This window comes from Frankia sp. EI5c (assembly GCF_001636565.1).
Lineage (GTDB): Bacteria > Actinomycetota > Actinomycetes > Frankiales > Frankiaceae > Parafrankia.
In genome coordinates this window covers 1-18,206 of sequence record NZ_LRTK01000009.1, presented here as the reverse complement: position 1 = coordinate 18,206, position 18,206 = coordinate 1, and the positions used below count along the sequence as shown (strand labels likewise).

General features: G+C 74.5%; 10 protein-coding genes and 7 pseudogenes. 5 read left to right on the top strand and 12 right to left on the bottom strand.

Annotated features, from left to right (window positions below; all coding sequences use genetic code 11):
• Both UG55_RS07490 and UG55_RS33295 read left to right on the top strand, forming a co-directional pair.
• Positions 1 to 1,921, top strand: a pseudogene (locus UG55_RS07490) (MMPL family transporter); the annotation flags it as partial.
• Between the two features lies 1 nt (position 1,922).
• Positions 1,923 to 2,418 (top strand): MMPL family transporter (locus tag UG55_RS33295; protein ID WP_242423859.1); only part of this gene is annotated, 496 nt, incomplete at its 5' end.
• Here the strand turns inward: UG55_RS33295 and UG55_RS33290 are convergent.
• The 10 genes and pseudogenes from UG55_RS33290 to UG55_RS33260 form a co-directional block, all read right to left on the bottom strand.
• A pseudogene (locus UG55_RS33290) lies at positions 2,378 to 3,137 on the bottom strand (glutamine synthetase family protein); the annotation flags it as partial. The gene UG55_RS33295 and the pseudogene UG55_RS33290 sit on opposite strands and share 41 nt — an antisense overlap.
• A 1-nt stretch (position 3,138) precedes the next feature.
• Positions 3,139 to 3,616, bottom strand: a pseudogene (locus UG55_RS33285) (glutamine synthetase); the annotation flags it as partial.
• Between the two features lie 164 nt (positions 3,617 to 3,780).
• Positions 3,781 to 5,649 carry an IucA/IucC family siderophore biosynthesis protein gene (locus UG55_RS07480; protein ID WP_066064963.1) on the bottom strand — a complete coding sequence of 623 codons (1,869 nt, stop codon included), beginning with the start codon at positions 5,647 to 5,649 and terminating at the stop codon, positions 3,781 to 3,783.
• 119 nt (positions 5,650 to 5,768) lie between these two features.
• Positions 5,769 to 6,484 (bottom strand): annotated as a pseudogene (locus UG55_RS33280) (SidA/IucD/PvdA family monooxygenase); the annotation flags it as partial.
• Between the two features lies 1 nt (position 6,485).
• Positions 6,486 to 7,045 (bottom strand): annotated as a pseudogene (locus UG55_RS33275) (SidA/IucD/PvdA family monooxygenase); the annotation flags it as partial.
• A 1-nt stretch (position 7,046) separates the two neighbouring features.
• Positions 7,047 to 7,202 (bottom strand): SidA/IucD/PvdA family monooxygenase (locus tag UG55_RS33270; RefSeq protein WP_242423922.1); only part of this gene is annotated, 156 nt, incomplete at its 3' end.
• Positions 7,203 to 7,376: 174 nt separating this feature from the next.
• The coding region (locus UG55_RS07470; protein ID WP_242423858.1) for an IucA/IucC family siderophore biosynthesis protein at positions 7,377 to 9,241 on the bottom strand (1,865 nt) is incomplete at its 3' end.
• Positions 9,238 to 10,782: a pyridoxal-dependent decarboxylase gene (locus tag UG55_RS07465; protein WP_066064806.1), complete on the bottom strand. Its 1,545-nt coding sequence runs from the start codon at positions 10,780 to 10,782 to the stop codon at positions 9,238 to 9,240. The genes UG55_RS07470 and UG55_RS07465, both read right to left, overlap by 4 nt.
• Positions 10,779 to 11,352: pseudogene (locus UG55_RS33265) on the bottom strand (aminotransferase class III-fold pyridoxal phosphate-dependent enzyme); the annotation flags it as partial. The pseudogene UG55_RS33265 and the gene UG55_RS07465, both read right to left, overlap by 4 nt.
• Position 11,353: 1 nt before the next feature.
• On the bottom strand, positions 11,354 to 12,167 hold an 814-nt coding region (locus UG55_RS33260), incomplete at its 3' end, for an aminotransferase class III-fold pyridoxal phosphate-dependent enzyme (RefSeq protein ID WP_242423857.1).
• A gap of 351 nt (positions 12,168 to 12,518) precedes the next feature.
• Here UG55_RS33260 and UG55_RS07455 point away from each other — a divergent pair.
• The gene (locus tag UG55_RS07455) at positions 12,519 to 13,910 is read left to right on the top strand and encodes a type III PLP-dependent enzyme (protein WP_066064800.1); all 1,392 of its coding nucleotides are present in this window, start codon (positions 12,519 to 12,521) and stop codon (positions 13,908 to 13,910) included.
• Here the strand turns inward: UG55_RS07455 and UG55_RS07450 are convergent.
• Complete coding sequence (locus UG55_RS07450; protein WP_083986534.1) at positions 13,864 to 14,325, bottom strand: ATP-binding protein; 462 nt, start codon at positions 14,323 to 14,325, stop codon at positions 13,864 to 13,866. The two genes, UG55_RS07455 and UG55_RS07450, sit on opposite strands and share 47 nt — an antisense overlap.
• Before the next feature lie 98 nt (positions 14,326 to 14,423).
• Entirely contained in the window at positions 14,424 to 16,604 is a 2,181-nt protein-coding gene (locus tag UG55_RS07445) for a SpoIIE family protein phosphatase (protein ID WP_066064794.1), read from the bottom strand.
• Between the two features lie 426 nt (positions 16,605 to 17,030).
• Between UG55_RS07445 and UG55_RS07440 the strand changes: the two are divergent.
• Both UG55_RS07440 and UG55_RS33255 read left to right on the top strand, forming a co-directional pair.
• Positions 17,031 to 18,066 (top strand): annotated as a pseudogene (locus UG55_RS07440) (HAMP domain-containing protein); the annotation flags it as partial.
• 1 nt (position 18,067) lies between these two features.
• A partial coding sequence (locus UG55_RS33255) for a HAMP domain-containing protein (RefSeq protein ID WP_242423921.1) occupies positions 18,068 to 18,206 on the top strand: 139 nt, incomplete at both ends.

Below are 18,206 nucleotides of genomic sequence, written 5' to 3'. Positions count from 1 at the left end.
GTGTTCACCGCTGTTGCGAAGATCGTCACCAGGCGGCCGCGCCTGGTTCTGCTTGTCACCCTCATCGCGTTGCTGGGCGCGGGCGCGGTCGGCATGGGCGCGTTCGGCAAGCTCGAGTCAGCCGGCTTCAACGACCCGGCCTCGGCCTCCAGCCGGGCGGCCGACCTGGTGGACGAGAAGTTCGGCGGCGGGCCGAACCTGGTCCTGCTGGTCACGGCACGCCCCGGGGTCACCAGCCCCGACGGCCCGGCCGTCGACAACCCCGAGGTGGCCGAGGCGGGCCGCCGGCTGGCCGCCGACCTCGCCCGCGAGCCCGGTGTCACCAACGTGTCCTCCTACTGGACGGACGCCCCGCCGCTGAAGTCCGATGACGGCCGGTCCGCGCTGGTCATCGCGAGCGTGGACGAGGATCACGCCGCCGACCTCGTCGCCCGGTTCGAGGACGCCTACGAGGCGGGCCAGTCCGGCGAGCCCGGCCAGGCGGGTGGGAGCGCGGGCGCGGCTCCGGTCGCCGCCGGTGCCGCCGACTCGCCGGTGACAGTGCGGCCCGGTGGCGCGGCGACCGTCGGCGAGGACATCAACGGCCAGGTGGCAGCGGACCTGGCCGTCGCCGAGGCCATCGCCATCCCGATCACCGCGGTACTCATGATCATGGCCTTCGGTGGTCTGGTGGCCGCGTTGTTGCCGCTGGGCATCGGGGTGGTCGGGATCCTCGGCGGCTTCGCGGTGCTGTCCGTGGTCGGCAGCCTCACCGACGTGTCGGTCTTCGCCGTCAACCTGACCACGGCCCTCGGGATGGGCCTCGGCATCGACTACGCGTTGCTCATGGTCAGCCGTTTCCGCGAGGAGCTGGCCAAGGGCTCCGACCGCGCCGAAGCGGTGACGGTGACCGTTCGCACCGCCGGGCGCACCATCCTGTTCAGCGGTGCCACGGTGATCGTGGCCCTGGCGGTGATGCTGGTCTTCCCGCCCTACTTCCTCAAGTCCATGGCCTACGCGGGCATCGCGGTCACCGCGGTGGCCGTGATCGCCGCCGTGCTCGTCCTGCCCGCCGTGCTGATGCTGCTCGGGCGCCGGGTCAACGCGCTGCGGGTCGGCGGCCTGATCGGGCTGGTCCGGCGCCGCCGCGCGGCCGCCGCCGGCCGGGAGGAGGTGCCCCGGGAGACCGTCGAGTCGCCGTTCTGGCGGCGGGTGGCCACCGCGACCATGCACCGGCCGCTGCTCGCCGGCCTGCCCGTCGTCGCGCTGCTGCTCGTCCTCGGCGCTCCGTTCCTGCACGTCCAGTTCGGCACACCGGACGACCGCGTGCTGCGCGAGGACGTCTCCAGCCGGGCCGTCGGTGACGTCATCCGGAGCGACTTCTCCTCCAACGACGCCGGGGCCATCGTGGTCGTGGTGACCGGCCCGGCGGACAGCACCGAACCCGCCGACCTCGTCGACTACGCCAGCAGCCTTTCCAGGCTGGACGCAGTGGCCCGGGTCGACAGCGCGGCCGGGGTGCTGATCGACGGCGACGTCGTCGTGCCGCCGGGCTCGTCGACCGCGCGCTACTCGGCCGAGGGTGCCTCCTACCTGCGGGTCGTGCCGTCCGTCGAGCCGCATTCGAAGGAGGCGGAGGCGCTGGTCGACCAGGTCAGGAAGACCCCCGCGCCGGCCGGGACGGAGGCGCTCGCCGGTGGCCCGCCCGCGGTGCTCGTCGACGGCAAGGCCACCATCGCCAACCACCTCCCGCTGGCCATCGGGCTCATCGCGCTGACCACGTTCGTGCTGCTGTTCCTGTTCACCGGCAGCGTGGTGCTGCCGCTGAAGGCGATCGTGCTGAACGGGCTGACGATCAGCGCCGTCTTCGGGGTGGCCGTGTGGATCTTCCAGGACGGTCACCTCCGCGGGTTCCTCGACTTCACCCCGGGCCCGCTCGACANGTCCATGCCGGTGCTGCTGTTCTGCATCGCGTTCGGCCTGAGCATGGACTACGAGGTCTTCCTGCTCTCGCGGATCAAGGAGGAGTACGACGCGGGCGCGTCGAACACCGAGGCGGTCGCCACCGGCCTGGCGCGCACCGGCCGGCTGGTGACCACGGCGGCGGCGCTGCTGGCGGTGACCTTCGTGGCCTTCTCCACGTCATCGGTCCGCTTCATGCAGATGTTCGGGGTGGGCACGGCGCTGGCGATCCTGCTGGATGCCTCGCTGATCCGCGGGGTGCTCGTGCCGGCGTTCATGCGGGTCGCCGGGCAGGCGAACTGGTGGGCCCCGAAGCCGCTGCGCGCGCTGCACGCGCGCATCGGGCTCAGTGAGGGCGGCACCCCGGCCGGGCACGCCCCCGCCGATGACATCGCGGCCGGTGGCGCCGCGGCTGACCGGGAGCGCCGGCGCGGCTTCAGAACCGCTCGAAGCAGCGCCGACGCTCCCAGTCGGTGACGGACCGTTCGTAACCGGTCCGCTCGACCTCGGCCGCGTGCGCGAGATGGTCGACCACCGACTGGCCGAAGGCGGCCCGGGCGACGTCGCTCTCCCGCCACGCCCGGGCCGCCTCGCCCAGGGTGGCCGGCAGGCGCGGCACGTCGGGCGCGGTGAAGGCGTTCCCGACCCGCGGCGGTTCCAGCGGCAGCCGGTGTTCGATGCCGTGCAGGCCGGCCGCGATCATCCCGGCGATCGCCAGGTAGGGGTTGGCGTCCCCGCCGGGCACCCGGTGCTCGATCCGCAGCGACGCGCCGTGCCCGACGACCCGGATGGCGCAGGTGCGGTTGTCCCGCCCCCAGGCGATGCCGGTCGGCGCGAAGGCACCCGGTGCCAGCCGCTTGTAGGAGTTGACGGTCGGCGCGTAGAGCAGGGTGAAGTCGGCCAGGCAGGCGAGCTGGCCGGCGACGAACCACCGCATCAGCTCCGACATCCCGGTCACCTCGGGGTCGGCGGGACGTCCCGGATCGGCGGCGAGGACGAGGCCGCCCGCCGCGGTGCGCAGCGAGAGGTGGACGTGGCAGGAGTTGCCCTCGCCCTGGTCGTACTTCGCCATGAAGGTGAGGGCGTGCCCGGCGGCGCCGGCGATCTTCTTCGCCGTGGTCTTGTAGAGCGCGTGGCGGTCGCAGGTGCGCAGCGCCTCGTCGTAGCCGAAGACGATCTCGTACTGGCCGGGGTGCNCCTCCGCCCGCGCGGACTCCACCCGGGCGCCCGCCGCGGCCATCGCGGTGCGGATCGCCCGGACGAGCCCGTCCATCCGCTCGGTGCCCGCGAGCGCGTAGTCGATGTTGTAGGAGCTGGCGGGCGTGAGCCTGGCGTAGTCCCGCCCGGCTGCCTCGCGGTAGGTCTCCTCGAAGACCAGGAACTCCGGCTCGGTGCCGGCGAGCGCCCGCAGCCCCCGAGCGGCCAGCCGGTCCAGCTGCCGGCGCAGCACCGCCCGCGGGGCCACCTCCACCACCGACCCGTCGGGCCAGACTGCGTCCGCGATCACGATCGCCGACCGGGGCTGCCACGGCGCGCGGGTCAGGGTCGCCAGGTCCGGCAGCAGCCGCAGGTCACCGAAGCCGCCCTGCCAGGGGTCGTAGGCGTAGCCCGGCCCCGTCTCCATCTCCACGTCGACCGCGTACAGGTAGGTGCAGGCGCCCACACCGTCGGAGCCNGGCAGCGCCCGCTCGCGGAAGTACTCCGGGGACAGCCCGGTGCCGAGCAGCCGGCCCTGCAGGTCCGGTGCGGCCACGATCACCTCGTCCACATCGTCGAGGAGGCCGCGGTCGGGCGGTTCCGCGCCCGAGGTCATCCCGTCGGAGGTGATCCCGCCGGAGGTCATCTACCTGCTCCGGTGCGGCCGGCGGTGGCGAGCGGGTTGCGGACGGTGCCGTGCAGGACGTCGAACTGGGCGTCCCGCCCGGCGCGTTCGTGGAACCCGGCGCCGGAGAGCTGCTCCCGGTTGAGGCAGACCCGTTCGAACGACGCGGCCAGCAGGTCGATCCGCGCGTACCGCTCGGCATACTCGGGATGCTCCCGCTGGTAGCCGAGCACGGTGTCCCGCACGAGTGTCCAGAACAGCTCCTCCGGGATGCCGAGGTGATCGGCGGCGAGCACGGAGAAGTACCGGAAGTGCCCGGCGAACACCGCGGACAGCACCGAGTGGGCGAGCAGCCCGGCCGGCCAGTGGCGGCACAGCGAGGCGGCGGCGCCGGCCGTCGCGGCACGCTGCGGGAAGTCGCCCTCGACCAGGTCGATGTCGGCCCCGAAGTCCTTCACCGCGATGCGCCGCGGCTGCTCGGACGCGTCGAAGACCAGGATCACGTTCTCGCCGTGCGGGGTGAACGCCACGCCGTACACGTACAGGTAGTGCAGCAGCGGCGGCAGCAGCGCGCGCAACAGCGCGGCGAGCCAGTCCGCCGGGGCCAGCCCGGAGCGCCCGACCAGCTCGGCGGCGAGGGCCCGGCCGTCCGCGCCGACGGTGAGCAGCGCGGCCATGGTCCGGGCTCGCTCGCCGGGCGCGAGGTGGGCGGCGAGCGGTTCCCGCCAGAGCGCCCCGAGTAGCTCGTGAAGTCGGTAGGGCGCGTCCGGCACGGCGTCCAGGGCGGGGTGTGCCACCGTGGCGCCGGCGACCTCCGGCAGCGGGATGATGCCGGTTGCCCGCAGTCGCGGGTCGTGCCGGGCCAGCGATGCGAGCCACGCGGAGACCACCGGGCCGGCGTCCGCGTCGTCCGCCGACAGCCCTCGCCACACCAGGGTGTTGCGGATCATCAGGGCGAGCTTGACGTCTCGCCGGCCCGGGGTGTCGAGGTTCGCCGCGGTGCGGATGGACTGCAACGGCAGGTAGCGGTCCGGCCCCTCGCCGAGATCGACCAGGGCCCCCGTGGCCAGCTCCGCGGCGAACAGCGTGGCGATGACGTTCTCCCACTGCCACGGATGGACCGGCAACCACACGTACTCCGCCGCCGGGGCCGCGGACACCGCCGGCGCGTCGGTCCGCGCCGCCCCGGGCTGGCCGGCGCCGACCAGCGCCGCCGCCAGGGCAGCGGTGAACTCCGCCCGGGTCGCGGCCGGCAGCTCGCTCTCGTACAGTGCGGCCGGGGTGAGACCGGCCCAGGTGACGAGGCGGCCGAGGTCGGGGTGCGCGGCCAGCCACCGCAGCCGGAACGGGGAGCGTGACTCGGGGGCGTAGCGGGCGATGTCCCCGGCCCCGAACCCGAGCCTGCCCTTGTTCGCGACCATGCACGGATGGCCGCTCTGCCGTCCCTCCAGCTCCAGGTGGGACAGGTCGGCCAGCCGCGCGGCCGGCAGGTCCGCGCGCAGAATCGCGGTGTCCGCGCGCAGCGTCGCCGTCACCTCGCGCACGACGTCTGCCAGGACGTCACCCGACCAGCCCAGCGGGGTGCGTGCGTCGAGCAGGAAGCGCACCGGATCCCAGGCGGGTTCGCCGTCGCGCCGCAGCGTCGCGGGCTCGGGCCACCAGCTGCCGAAGGTGCCCCGCCGCGCGGTGAACGTGTAGGTCACGGGCCCGCACTCGATGCGGTAGTGCCCCGGTGCGCCCCGCCCGACGGCAGGCGCCGCCGCCGGTCCGGGCGGTTCCGCGGTGCCGGGCGGTTCCGCGGTGCCGGCCGAGGGGATGAGTAGTTCCTCGTAGGCGAGCTCGGCGATCAGCCGGGTCAGCAGCGCCCGGCCGGCGCTCCGCCACAGCTCGCCGTCCGGCCTGACCGGTCCGTCCGGTCCGTGCGGTCCGTGCGGTCCGTGCGGTTCGTCCGGTCCGTCTGGTCTGTCAGGTCCGGTTGGCGGAGGTGGGAGAGGCACGCCGCCGGTCACCGGCCGGCCCCGCCGAGGTCCGCGGGCTGGGGCGGCACAGGCTCCCCGGCCCGGTGGCCGGGAGACGGGGGCGAGGCCGGGGCCGGGGCCGAGGGCTGCTCGGGGCTGCCGAACGTGGTGAAGGCCGTCGGGCGCGGCAGCCGGTACGCCCGGCCGCCGGTGAGATCATCCAGGATGACCGCGGCCCGCCAGGCGCCCAGCCCGAGGTCGGGGGCGCCGACGCCGTGCGTGTGCAGCTCGGCGTTCTGGACGTGGATCCGTCCGGTGAGCTCGGGGGCCGTCGCGACGCGGTAGCGCTCGTCGACCTTGAAGCGGCCGGCGGTGTCCAGGTCCAGCAGGTGTGCGAGCGGGTCGAGCAGGGCCGGCCGGCGCGGTGCGTAGCCGGTGGCGAGCACGACCGCGTCCGTGCCGACGGCGAACTCCCGATGCTGGCCCTGGTGGCGGCACCGCAGCGTGTAGGCGTGGCCGGCGCCCGGGCTCGTCACCGCCGCCACGGACACGTTCGGCAGGAGCAGGGCGTCCGGCTCGGCGCCGCCGATGCTGCGCTCGTACAACAGGTCGTAGATCTCGGCGATGGTCTGCGCGTCGATGCCCTTGTAGAGCTGCCACTGACCGGGTACGAGAGCGTCCTTCGTCCGCTGGTCGAGCCCGTGGAAGTAGCGCACGTAGTCGGGGGTGAACTGTTCAAGGCCCAGCTTGGAGTACTCCATCGNGGCGAAGGCGGGCGTCCGGGTGATCCAGGCGAGCGAATGCCCGGTGGCGGGCTGGGAGCGCAGCAGGTCGGCGAACACCTCGGCACCCGACTGCCCGGACCCGACGACGGTGACGTGCCGGGCGCCGGCGAGTTCGCCGCGCCGCGGCCCGTACTCGGCCGAGTGGAACACCCGCGGGCCCAGCACACCGCCGAAGGCGGCCGGTGTCGCCGGCTCGGTGCCGATACCGAGCACCAGGTTGCGCGCCGCGATGATCGTGATCCGCCGTGGGCCGCCCGCGCTGGCCGTCACCGTAACCTGGAACAGCGCGGTGGCCGGGTCCCAGCTGACCGACTCGACGCGCGAACCGAACCGGGTGGACGGCAGGCCGCGCGCCACCCATCCGCAGTAGTCGTCGTACTCGCGGCGCGGGAGGTGGAACCGCTCGTAGAAGTAGAAGCGGAACAGCCGGTCGTGCTCCCGCAGGTAGGACAGGAACGACCACCGGCTGGTCGGGTCGACGAGGGTCACCAGGTCGGCCAGGAACGGCACCTGCAGGGACGTCCCGTCGAGAAGCAGCCNGGGATGCCAGTGGAAGCTCTCGGCCTGGTCGAGGAACACCGCCCGCAGCCCCGGAACGCCGTCCGCGAGAGCGGCCAGCGACAGGTTGAACGGGCCGAGTCCCACGCCGAGCAGGTCGTAGGGCTCGGTGCGGGCCGCGGGCACCTCGGCCGGCAGATGACNAGGTGGGTGATCAGGCGGGTCGCCGGGCAGCGCGGCGCCGGCTGCCGGGGAGGATGACGTCAAGGACCGACCTCCACGAGCGGGTTGGGGATCTCCACGTAGATCGACTGTGCGGCCACGGGACCATCGAGTTCGTCCCGGCCGTCGACGCAGGTCCGCAGGTTGCCNTTGCAGGGCAGGGTGGGGGAGTCCAGGAGCCGGTCGAGCAGGCCGCGCCGCGCGGTCTGGCCGCCGGGGCCGCGCCGCAGCCCGGTCAGCTCCGCGCGCAGTGCCGCGAGCAGCTCCCGCTCGCCGGCGATGCCGGCGGCCCCCAGCGCCCCGATGATCCCGAGCGCGTTGTTCACCACGGTGTAGTAGATGACCCGCCGTTCGACCAGCGCGTCCTCGAAGACGAGGGGCAGGCCGTCACCGAGGCCGGGGACCTCGCGCCGGGCGGCGTCGGCCCGCGACTCGGCCAGGTAGTAGCCCTGGCTGTCGCGGAACCAGCCGCCGACCGGCCACCCGTCACCGTCCAGCGTGACCACGGTGTTCTGCAGATGAGCCTCCAGCCCGATCCCGCCGCGCAGATAGAGGTCGAGGACGGGGAGGACGAGCACCTTCAGATAGCGCAGGTACCAGTCGCGCGCGACCGGGGTGCTCGCCGCGCCGCCGGTGCCCCGGCCCGGTTCCCGACCGGCGAGGTCGGTGACGAGCGTGGCGAGCATCGACCGCCGCGACCGCCCGGGCGCACCCGGGGCGAGGTCCGGGCGGTCGGCGACCAGCGCCGCGGCGCACACGGCCCGGTCGTGCGCGCCGAACGGGTTCACGCGCAGCGCGCACTCCAGGCCGGCGGGCCCGAGCGACGCCCAGGACGGCTCCGGCAGGAGGCGGAAGGCCGGGTGCTCCCGGCGCAGCCATCCGTCCAGGGCCAGCCGGGAGTAGCGGGCCATCTCGGCGCTCAGCGCGAGCTCGTCGGGCTGCAGCTCCCGGCGCGAGTTGGTGATCCGCATGCCCAGGGAGAGCTTGAGCATGACCGGCGCGTCCGGCCGCCACACCGTGCGCAGGGACGACGTCGGGTACCAGAGCGGGCCGGAGGCGCCGAGATCGATCAGCCGGCCGTCGGCGAGCAGGCCGGCGAACGCGGGGCGTTCCAGGAGGGCGCGGGCCTGCCAGGGGTGGGCCGGCAGCACCAGATGGCCGGCCGGCGCCGCCGGTACCGCCAGCGCCCCCGGCCTCCCCGGCGCTCCCGGCGCCGTCGGTTTCCCCTGCCCGCCGGCCCGGAGCGCCGCGAGGACCGGGAACGGGTCCGGGCCGCCGTGGCGGACGAGGTCGGGACGGGCGGCGAACCAGTGCAGGGGGAACGCCCCGTGCAGCTCCGGTGAGTACCGGGCGATCTCGCTCTCGGCCGCCTCCCGGCGGCTCTTGGCGGCGGGGTGGAACGGGTGTCCGGTGACCAGCGCACGCTCGCCCACCAGGAACGGCGCGGCGGGGGCGACTTCCGCCGCGGGCGCCTCGGCCGCGGGCGCCTCGGCCGCGGGCGCCTCGGCCGCGGGCGCGTCGGCGGCGAGCGTGTCGGCCGGGGGCGTGGGCACCGGCTGGTCACGGCGGAAGGCGATGAACCTCGCGATCCACTCCGTGGAGTCGAGGATGCGGGCCAGCGCCGTCCGGGCGGCCGCCGGTGGCCTGGCGGCTCCGGCTCCCGCCTCCCGCACGAGCAGCGCGGCCAGCAGGCCGGAGTCGAGTGGTTGACCGCCGAGCCGGGGCGAGCCGAAGCGGTGCCACCCGGTCGGTGAACGGTAGGTCACGTCGAGGTCGATCGTGAGACCGCTCGCGGGTAACGGCAGCCGCAGCACCGCTCGCTCGGGCAGCGCCGCCCACTCCACGCCCGCCCCGCCCTCGCGTAGCCAGCAGCGGAGCAGGACCTCGGTCACGACGGCATCCGCCTCGTCCGCCCGGTCGGCCTCGTCCGCCCGGTCCGCCCGCTCCGCCCGGTCAGTCCCGTCGGGGCTCGTCCTCGTCCTCGTTCTCGACCCCGTCGCCTTCGGGCTCGTCATGGTCGTGGCTCGGCGGCGAGGCGGTCGCCGGTCGCGGCGACCAGGGACAGCAGGGCGGTGACGTCGGTCGTGGTGGCCTCGGGGTTCAACAGGGTGAGCTTGAGGTGCACCGCTCCGTCCGGCCCGGCGGTGGTCCGCCCGACGACCGCCGCGCCCTCGTCGAGCAGCCGGGCCCGGATCGCGGCGTTCAGCCGGTCGACCCGCTCGGGCCCGCCGGGGCGGTCGCGCCGGTCGGACCCGTCCGGGAGGTACCGGAAAAGCACCGTGCTCAAGGTCACCGGCGCGGCGAGCTCCAGCCGCGGGTCCTCGGTGACAACCCGTGCCGCGTGCCGGGCGAGGTCGTGGCAGGCGTCGACCAGCGCGCCGAGGCGTTCCCGGCCCAGTGCCCGGAAAGTCACCGCGATCTTGAACGCGTCGGGCCGGCGGGTGGTGCGCAGCGAACGCCCGAGCAGGCTCGGGTAGCCGGCGGCGGTCTCGTCCGCCGGGTTGAGGTAGGAGACCTCCGCCTCCAGCCGGTCCCATCCTCGCCGGGACGGCGTGAGGAAGACCCCCGCGGGCGCCGGTTGCCAGCCCAGTTTGTGCAGGTCCAGCGCGACCGAGTCGGCCCGCGCCAGCCCGGCGAGCCGGCCGGCGAGCCGCGGTGAGAACAGTGCGCCGCCGCCGTGCGCCGCGTCCACGTGCAGCCACACCGGTGCCGGATGCGCCCGGACCACGTCGACGATCTCGGTGAGGGGGTCGATCGCACCGGCGTCGGTGGTGCCGGCCGTCGCCACGACGAGCGCGGGGCCGCCGTGCCGGGTGAGCGCCGTGCCCAGCGCCGGCACGTCCATCCGATGGGCGGTGTCGACGGCGATCGGGACGACCCGGCCGAGCCCGAGCAGCTCGGCGCCGCGCCGCACCGAGTGGTGACCGGCGGACGAGCACAGGACGGGCAGCGGGCCGGCCGCCATGTCGGCACCCGACCCGGGACGGGCCCGGTGAGACCACGCGGCGGGTCGCCGCTGGGCACGCGACAGGGCCGTCGCCCGGCTGGCGGCACCGCCGATGACATGGCCCCCGAGCAGCAGGCCCATGAGATTCGACTCGGTGCCGCCGGTGGTCACCGTGCCCACGGCCTGGCCGGGGTCGTAACCGACCAGCTCGGCCAGGGTGGCCACCACCTCGGTCTCGACGGTCGTGCCGGCCGGGGACTGGTCCCAGGAGTCCTGGGACGGGTTGAGCGCGCTCACCGCGAGATCGGCGGCCACGGCGACAGCCAGCGGTGGGCAGTGCAGGTGGGCCGCGCACAGCGGGTCGGCGGGGTCGGCGGACCCGGCCGACAGCATGCGGGTGAGCGCGCCCAGGGCCGCGGCCTCGCCGTCGCCGTCCGTGGGCAGGAGCGGCCCCGGCCCGAGGGCGGCGAGCACCGCGCGCCGGACGTCCGCGGGCCCGCCGGCGGGGAGCGGGCCGCCGCGGTCCCGGCGACCGGCGTCCAGTGCGTCCAGGGTGATGGCGAGCAGCGCCCGCAGCTCGTCGGCGGGCCGGTGACCCGGCCTCGTCATCCCACTCCCGCTGGCGCGGTGGCGACGGCCTCCGCGAGGATCTCCAGGGCCAGGTCGGCCTCGGAGTCGGTGACGGTCAGCGGCGGCAACAGCCGGAGCACGGCGTCGTGCCGGCCGCCCAGCTCGATGATCAGGCCACGGGCCAGGCACGCCGCTCTGATCGCCGCGGCCCGGCCGGAATCCGCCGGGCGGGCTCCGGTCCGGTCCGGTGCCGCCCGCGGGTCGACGATCTCCACGCCGAGCATGAGTCCGCGGCCGCGGACCTCCCCGATGACGTCGGTGCCCCGCGCGAGCTCGGTCAGGCCGGCGAGCAGCCGGTCACCGACCACGGCCGCCCGGTCGGCGAGCCCCTGCGCCCGCACCAGGCGCAGGGTCGCCCGCCCGGCGGCCATCGCGAGCTGGTTCCCGCGGAAGGTGCCCGCGTGCGCACCCGGAGCCCAGGTGTCCAGCTCGGCCCGGTAGGCGACGACTGCCAGCGGCAGCCCGCCGCCGATCGCCTTCGACATCACGAGGATGTCGGGCACCACGCCGGCGCGCTCGCAGGCCCAGAACCGGCCGGTGCGCCCGACCNCCGTCTGCACCTCGTCGACGATGAGCGGGATGCCGCGGCGGGTGGTCAGCTCGCGCATCGCGCGCAGCCAGTCGTCGGGTGCGGGAATGACGCCGCCCTCGCCCTGCACGACCTCCAGGATCATCGCGGCCGGGCTGGTGACACCGCCGCAGGGGTCGTCGAGGAGCCGCTCGACGTAACGCGCGGAGATCTCCGCGCCGGCCGCGCCGCCCACTCCGAACGGGCACCGGTACGAGTAGGGGAAGGGCAGGCGGATGACCCCGCCGGGCGCGGGCAGCGGCTCCTTGACGTCGACGCGGCCGGTCGCCGCGAGGGCCCCGGCGGTCATCCCGTGGTAGGCGCCGGTGAACGCCAGCACGGTCTGCCGCCCGGTGACCGTCTGGGCGAGCTTGAACGCGGCCTCGACGGCGTCGGCGCCGGTCGGCCCGCAGAACAGCAGTCTCGGGTCCTCGCGCAGGCCCGCGGGGAGGGTGCTCGCCAGTTCGTCGGAGAAGGCGTCCTTCTCCGGTGTGGCGATGTCGAGCACGTGCAGCGGCGCCCCCGAACGCAGGACGCGCTGGATGGCCTCGACGACCACCGGATGGTTGTGGCCGGTGGCGAGGGTGCCGGCCCCGGCGAGAAAGTCCAGGTAGCGCCGCCCGTCGGCGCCCACCATCCAGGAGCCGGCGGCGCTGACGGGCACGATCGGCAACGATCGCGCGTAGGTGCGGGCCGCGGATTCGCGGCTGGCCTGGCGGGCCAGGATCGCGGCCGCGGCGGTCGGATCCGCGCTGGTCGGACCAGCGTCGATGTCGGCCGGTGAAATCGTCGTCACAGGCGATTCCCTTCGAGCGGACCGGATCAGGGAAGCCTAACCTCAATGAGTTCCGATCTCCGGCCTGTGGACGCGCCGAGCTGTTCCTCACTGTTGGCCTCCTGGCGCCGCACNGTCGTGACTCCGGTGCTGGGAGGGACGGAGCCCGGGCGGTGCGGGCGGCGGGCGGGGGCCATGTCCGGCAACGCGGGATCCATCCGTAGTCGTTGCCGAATGTAAGATTACGGTCGCGTTCGGCCGATCGTGGCGATTCACCGAATGTCGGTCAGGTTTCCTGAGTGTTTCTGTTGTGTATCGACGTGGTGCTCGGGTGTCGCCCGCGTCGGGGCCGCTCGGCCCGGAGGGGGCGAGATGCTGGATCTTCCCGTCTCGGCGGCGCCGCTGCGGGCGCTCGGGCCCGACCGGCTGCCCCCGCGGGTCGTCGCCCGGCTGCGGCACCGGCCCGCGGGCCGCGCGGAGACCGCCCTGTACCTCTACTCCCCGGCCGTCGCGGCGCGCGCGGCCTCGGACCTGCGCCGGCACCTGCCGGAGTGGGCGGAGCTCTGCTTCGCGGTCAAGGCGAACTCCTTCCCACCGGTGCTCGACGCCCTGCTCGCCGGCACCGGCCCCGGCACCGGCCCCGGCACCGGCACCGGTCTCCCCGGAGTCGACGGCTTCGAGGTCTCCTCGGCGCGTGAGCTCGAACTGGCCACGGCCGCGATCGCCCGGGCCGGCGATCCCGGCCGGCGTCCGCGCCTGGTGGCATCCGGCCCGGGCAAGTCGGAGACGCTGCTGCGCACGCTGCTGGGCACCTCAGGCGGGCGAGGCTCAGCCGGGCGAGCCGCGGGCGCGGTGGACGTCGTCAACGCCGAGAGCCCGCTGGAGCTGCGGCGCCTCGACGCCTGCGCCGCGCGGGCCGGGCAGCGGGTCGCGGTGGCGCTGCGGGTGAACCCGGCGCGCGTCAGGCTCACCGGCGCGCTGCGGATGGGCGGGCGTCCGACCGCCTTCGGGATCGAGGAGCGGGAGGTGCCGGCCGCGGTGGAGCTGGCGCGTTCCCTGCCCGGGATCGAGCTGGTCGGCTTCCACATGCACGCCGTGTCGGGAAACCTGGACGCGCTCGCGCACCTGGACTACGTGCGGTGGTGCCTCGACTTCGCCGTCCGGCAGGCGGGCGAGGCCGGTTTCGACCTGCGCGTGCTGGACGTCGGCGGTGGCCTCGGTGTGCCCTTCGAGCCGGACCGGCGCGGCGAGCGCCCCTTCGACCTCGCGCTGTTCGGCGACGGCCTGGCCCGGCTGCGGCCGCCCGCGGGCGTCCGGGTGATCTTCGAGCCGGGGCGGGCGCTGGTGGCCGACTGCGGCTGGTACGCCGCCGAGGTGACGGACGTCAAAAGGGTGCACGGCGAGGCGTTCGCGGTGCTGCGGGGCGGGATCCATCATTTCCAGCTGCCGACGTCCTGGGAGATCGTGCACAACTTCGCCGTCGTGCCCCGCGAGGAGTGGCCGGCGGGCTGGCCCCGGCCGGAGGTGACCGGCGGCCCGGTCACGGTGGTGGGTGAGCTGTGCACACCCGAGGACACCCTGGCCCGGGATGTCACCGTCGACCGGCTGCGGGCCGGTGACGTCGTGGTCTTCCCGATGGCGGGGGCCTACGGCTACGAGTTCGCGATGCACGAGTTCCTCGGCCACCCCCGCGCGGGCCGGGTGGTGGTGGATCCGACTACCGCCACCTCGCACTCGACCGTGAACTGCCCCGCGCCCGGCTGACCGGCAGATCGAACCAGGTGTACTTGCCGGACTCCACCGACACGGCGCCCCAGCTCCCGGCCAGGGCGTCGAGAACGAGCAGCCCGCGGCCGCCCTCGGAGTCGGAGTCGATCTCCCGGCGGTACGGCAGGGTCGTCGACGTGTCGGACACCGAGGCGTGCACCAGCCCGGGACGCAGCTCCACCAGCAGCCACACCGGCGGGCGACCGTACTTGATCGCGTTGGTGACGAGCTCGCTCACCAGCAGCTCGGCGGTGGCCCTGTTCTCCTCCGTCAGGCCGGTCAGGTTGGTCAGCCCGAGGCACTCACGCAGCACCCGCCGCGCCTGCGGAACGGCGGACGGCAGATAGGGAAGTTCCGTCACGAGGTGCGTGGACGGCGGACGGCACGGACCCGCCCGCTGAACCACGGCCATCGGAACAGATGTCGAACTCATCAATCACCACGTCTTGAACGGGGACATCTCGGTGTGTTTACCCACCGGACGGCCCGCGCAACCGTGGCGCGGGCCGATCATTCGGCGACCCTGGCCACCAGGATCGCCACGTCGTCCCGCAGGTTACCGCCCGCGAAGCGTTCGGCGGCGGAACGTAGCCTGTCCGCCACGCCCTGTGCGGAGAGGCCCGCGCACCCGGCCACCGCCTCGACCAGCCGCTGCTCGCCGAACAGCTCCCGCCCCTGCCGGGCCTCGACGACCCCGTCCGTGTACAGGACGAGCGACTCGCCCGCCCGCAGCCGCAGCTCCAGGACGGGGAAGGAGAGCTCGTCGTCGTCGAGGACCCCGAGCAGGGTTCCACTGCGGCCGACGAGCGTCGCCGAGCCGTCCTGGTGCAGGAGAACCGGCTGCGGGTGGCCGGCCAGATGCAGGCGCAGCAGCGCCTCCCCGCCTTCCACCGGCAGCATGGAGGCCGCGGCCACGGTGCAGAAGCGGGCGTTGCCGGCGGTGGCCGTGTCCCGCAGGGCCCGGTTCAGTTCCTGCAGCAGCTCCTGCAGGTCCGCTCCCCGCCCGGCGAGCAGCCGGAGCACGGCCCGGGCGACCCCGGTGACCGTCGCGGCCTCCGCTCCCTTGCCGCAGACGTCGCCGATGGCGATCGTCCAGCCGTTCGGCCCGGAGATCAGGTCGAAGAAGTCGCCGCCGACATCCAGGCCGGCGGAACGCGCGGCGCCGTAGGCGGAGCCGAGGTCGATGCCGGGGATGTCCGGCAGGGCCGGCGGGCGCAGACCGGCCTGCAGCGTGCTGGCGAGCTCCACCTGGCGGCTGTAGAGGCGGGCGTTGTCGACGGCGAAGGAGGCCCGGCGGGCCAGGTCCGCCAGCAGATCGATCTCGTCCGCGAGGAAGGTGTGCCCGGCGGCGCGCCCGAGCGCGAGGACGCCCAGCACCCGTCGGCGGGCCTGCAGGACGACGACCAGCGCGGGCCCGCCGAAAGCGGTCATCGTCTGCACCTTGTCGCCGCGGGCGGCGCGCACCGCGGCCATCAGCGGCCCGTCCGGGTCGACGGCGGCCCGGGTCAGGGTGGCCGTCTCGGATTCCTCCGCGTGCCCGAACGCCTGGAGTGTCGGGCCGGCCCCGTCGCGGTTCAGGTAGACCGCGCACCACTGCGCCAGCCGCGGCACCGGCAGCCGGGCGAGCAGCGCGAGGGAGCGGGTGAGATCCAGGCTTCCCGCCAGCATGTCCGACGCCTCGGCGAGGAAGGAGAGCATGCCGATCCGGCGTTCTTCGGCCCGCCGCATGTCGCCGCCACCGAGGGCCAGCGCCATCCAGCGCGAGACGAGCTGGACGCGCTCGATGTCGAAGCCGTCGGCCGCCGTCGTCGTGGCGGCCGCCGCCGGAGCGGACGGCCAGAGCAGCAGTTCGCCCAGGCTTTCCTGGGTCGGGTCGAGACGGAACACCCGGGCCGCCGCGCTCGGCCCGGTGCGGCCCATCGTCGCGACGGTCTCGGTGCGCACCCCGTCCTGCGCCGGGCGCCGTACCAGGCCCCCGTCGGCGGGCAGCGTGTCGAGGAGCTGGGCGAGCAGCTCCGAGACCTCTCCCTCGGCGCTCAGCGCGCGGGCGGTGTCGCGGGCGATCAGCCGGGGGAGCCGGAGGGGGGCGCTGGCGGGCTGCCGAGTCGGGCCGCCGACCTGGGCGGGCGCCGCGGGCGCCGCGGAGGCGGAGCCGGCGGGGGACGCCCGGGTGGTGTCGGACAGCCGGAACCAGACCGTCTTCCCGCCGGCGACGTGCTCGGTTCCCCAGGAACTGGCCAGCGCGTCGACGAGGGCGAGCCCCCGGCCGTCCTCGCGCAGGCCGTCCAGCCCGCCCGGGCGGCTGTCGAGGTCCTCCAGGCCCAGCCCGTCGAGGCTCTCGAGGCCGTCGGGATCCCCGAGGTCGCCCGGAGCGGTCGGCCGCGGCCGCGGCGCCGGCGTCTCCCGCCGGCCGACACCGATGCGGACGGGATGCCGGTCGCTCACGCTCACCCGCACTCCGGCCGGCTCCAGCGCGATGCCGACGGTAGCCATCGTCCCGGCGTGCACCACCACGTTGGTGACCAGCTCGGTCACCAGGAGCAGGGCCGAGTCCAGGGTGTCCTCACCGAGCCGGCCGCGGAGGACGTCCTGCACGAACCGCCGCGCCGACCGCGGTGAGTCGGCGGTCGGTGGCAGCGCGACGGAGTGCGGGGGTGCGCCCCGGTCTCCGGCCGCTGGGTCGGCGTTCATGTGCCTCAGTCTNTCCTGCGTTGTCCTCGGTAAGGCGGATACTGGCGGCTGATGCGCTCGGTTCGAGCGCACCCGGCGCGAAGTTGCTCAGCTGGAGACCAGAGACCACGGCAGAACCACAGTTCGGACCGACCAGACGACACCATCACACCTCCGTCCCATCGATGCATCCCGCATCGTCGCCAGCCGTACGCCTACCCACATCCGGATCTCGACCACACCACCGTCAGTCACCCTGGAACCTGACCAACGGACTCCGGGCCCGGGCCGGTCGCCCCCCGTTCCGGACCTGTTCGGCCAGCCACCGGCCAGTGGCGGGCAGCCACCGGGGCAGCCGGTCAAGCCGGCGGGCAGCAGGCCGCACGGCCGCCTCGGAGCCGCTCGCAGCCCTGATAATTCCACCGTCGCAGGCAAGGTAGGAGACTGATGAGCGCCGACGCGAGCCCAGACCGCCAGCAGTTGCCCGAGCGTGCCGCCGGGGCCGGTGGCCCGTCCGGCGGTTCACCGACCGGTTCGACGGCCACGCTGACGGCGGGCGACGACCCCACCAGCGGGTCGGCCCGGCCGGGCGGCGGGGGCGGAGCGGGTTCCGCAGCGGGGGTGGATGCGCTGCTCCCGGCCCTGCTCACGGGGCTCGACCGGCTGGTGGACGGCGAGTTCGGCGTGCGGCTCCCGATCGGTGACGGCATCGGTGGCGATGTGGCGCGCAGGTTCAACGAGCTGGCCGGGATGCAGGAGCGGCACGCCCGTGAGGTTTCCAGAGTCAGCAAGGTCATTCGACGTGATGGTCGTCTCACCCTGCGGATGGACGACCTCGGTGGCAACGGCGGCTGGGACGAGCTGACCCAGTCGGTGAACTCGCTGATCGACGACCTGGCCCGGCCCACCCACGAGGTGGCCCGGGTCATCGCCGCGGTGGCCGAGGGCGATCTCTCCCAGCAGATGGCGCTGGAGATCGCCGGCCAGCCGGTGCGCGGCGAGTTCCTCCGCATCGGCACCACCGTGAACACGATGGTCGACCAGCTCTCGTCGTTCGCGGACGAGGTGACCCGGGTGGCCCGGGAGGTCGGCACCGAGGGCAACCTCGGCGGCCAGGCCAAGGTCATGGGTGTCTCCGGGGTGTGGCGGGATCTCACCGAGTCGGTGAACTCGATGGCCGGGAACCTGACCAGCCAGGTCCGCAACATCGCCCAGGTGACCACCGCCGTCGCGCAGGGTGACCTCTCACAGAAGATCACCGTGGACGCCCGCGGCGAGATCCACGAGCTGAAGTCGACCGTGAACACGATGGTCGACCAGCTGTCCGCCTTCGCCGACGAGGTCACGCGAATGGCGAAGGAGGTCGGCACCGAGGGCAAGCTGGGCGGCCAGGCCCAGGTCAAGGGTGTCTCCGGGGTGTGGCGGGATCTCACCGACTCGGTGAACGTCATGGCCGGCAACCTCACCACCCAGGTGCGCAGCANCGCCGAGGTCGCGGCGGCCGTGGCCCGGGGTGACCTGACCCGTCAGATCACCGTGGACGCCCGCGGTGAGGTGGCCGGGCTCGCGCACACCCTGAACACGATGGTGGACCAGCTCTCGTCGTTCGCGGACGAGGTGACC

Excerpts from the sequence above, each read along its gene's own strand:
- UG55_RS07445 (WP_066064794.1), bottom strand. The coding sequence starts at position 16,604 with ATGAACGCCGACCCAGCGGCCGGAGACCGGGGCGCACCCCCGCACTCC.
- UG55_RS07455 (WP_066064800.1), top strand. The coding sequence starts at position 12,519 with ATGCTGGATCTTCCCGTCTCGGCGGCGCCGCTGCGGGCGCTCGGGCCC.
- UG55_RS07465 (WP_066064806.1), bottom strand. The coding sequence starts at position 10,782 with ATGACGAGGCCGGGTCACCGGCCCGCCGACGAGCTGCGGGCGCTGCTC.
- UG55_RS07450 (WP_083986534.1), bottom strand. The coding sequence starts at position 14,325 with ATGGCCGTGGTTCAGCGGGCGGGTCCGTGCCGTCCGCCGTCCACGCAC.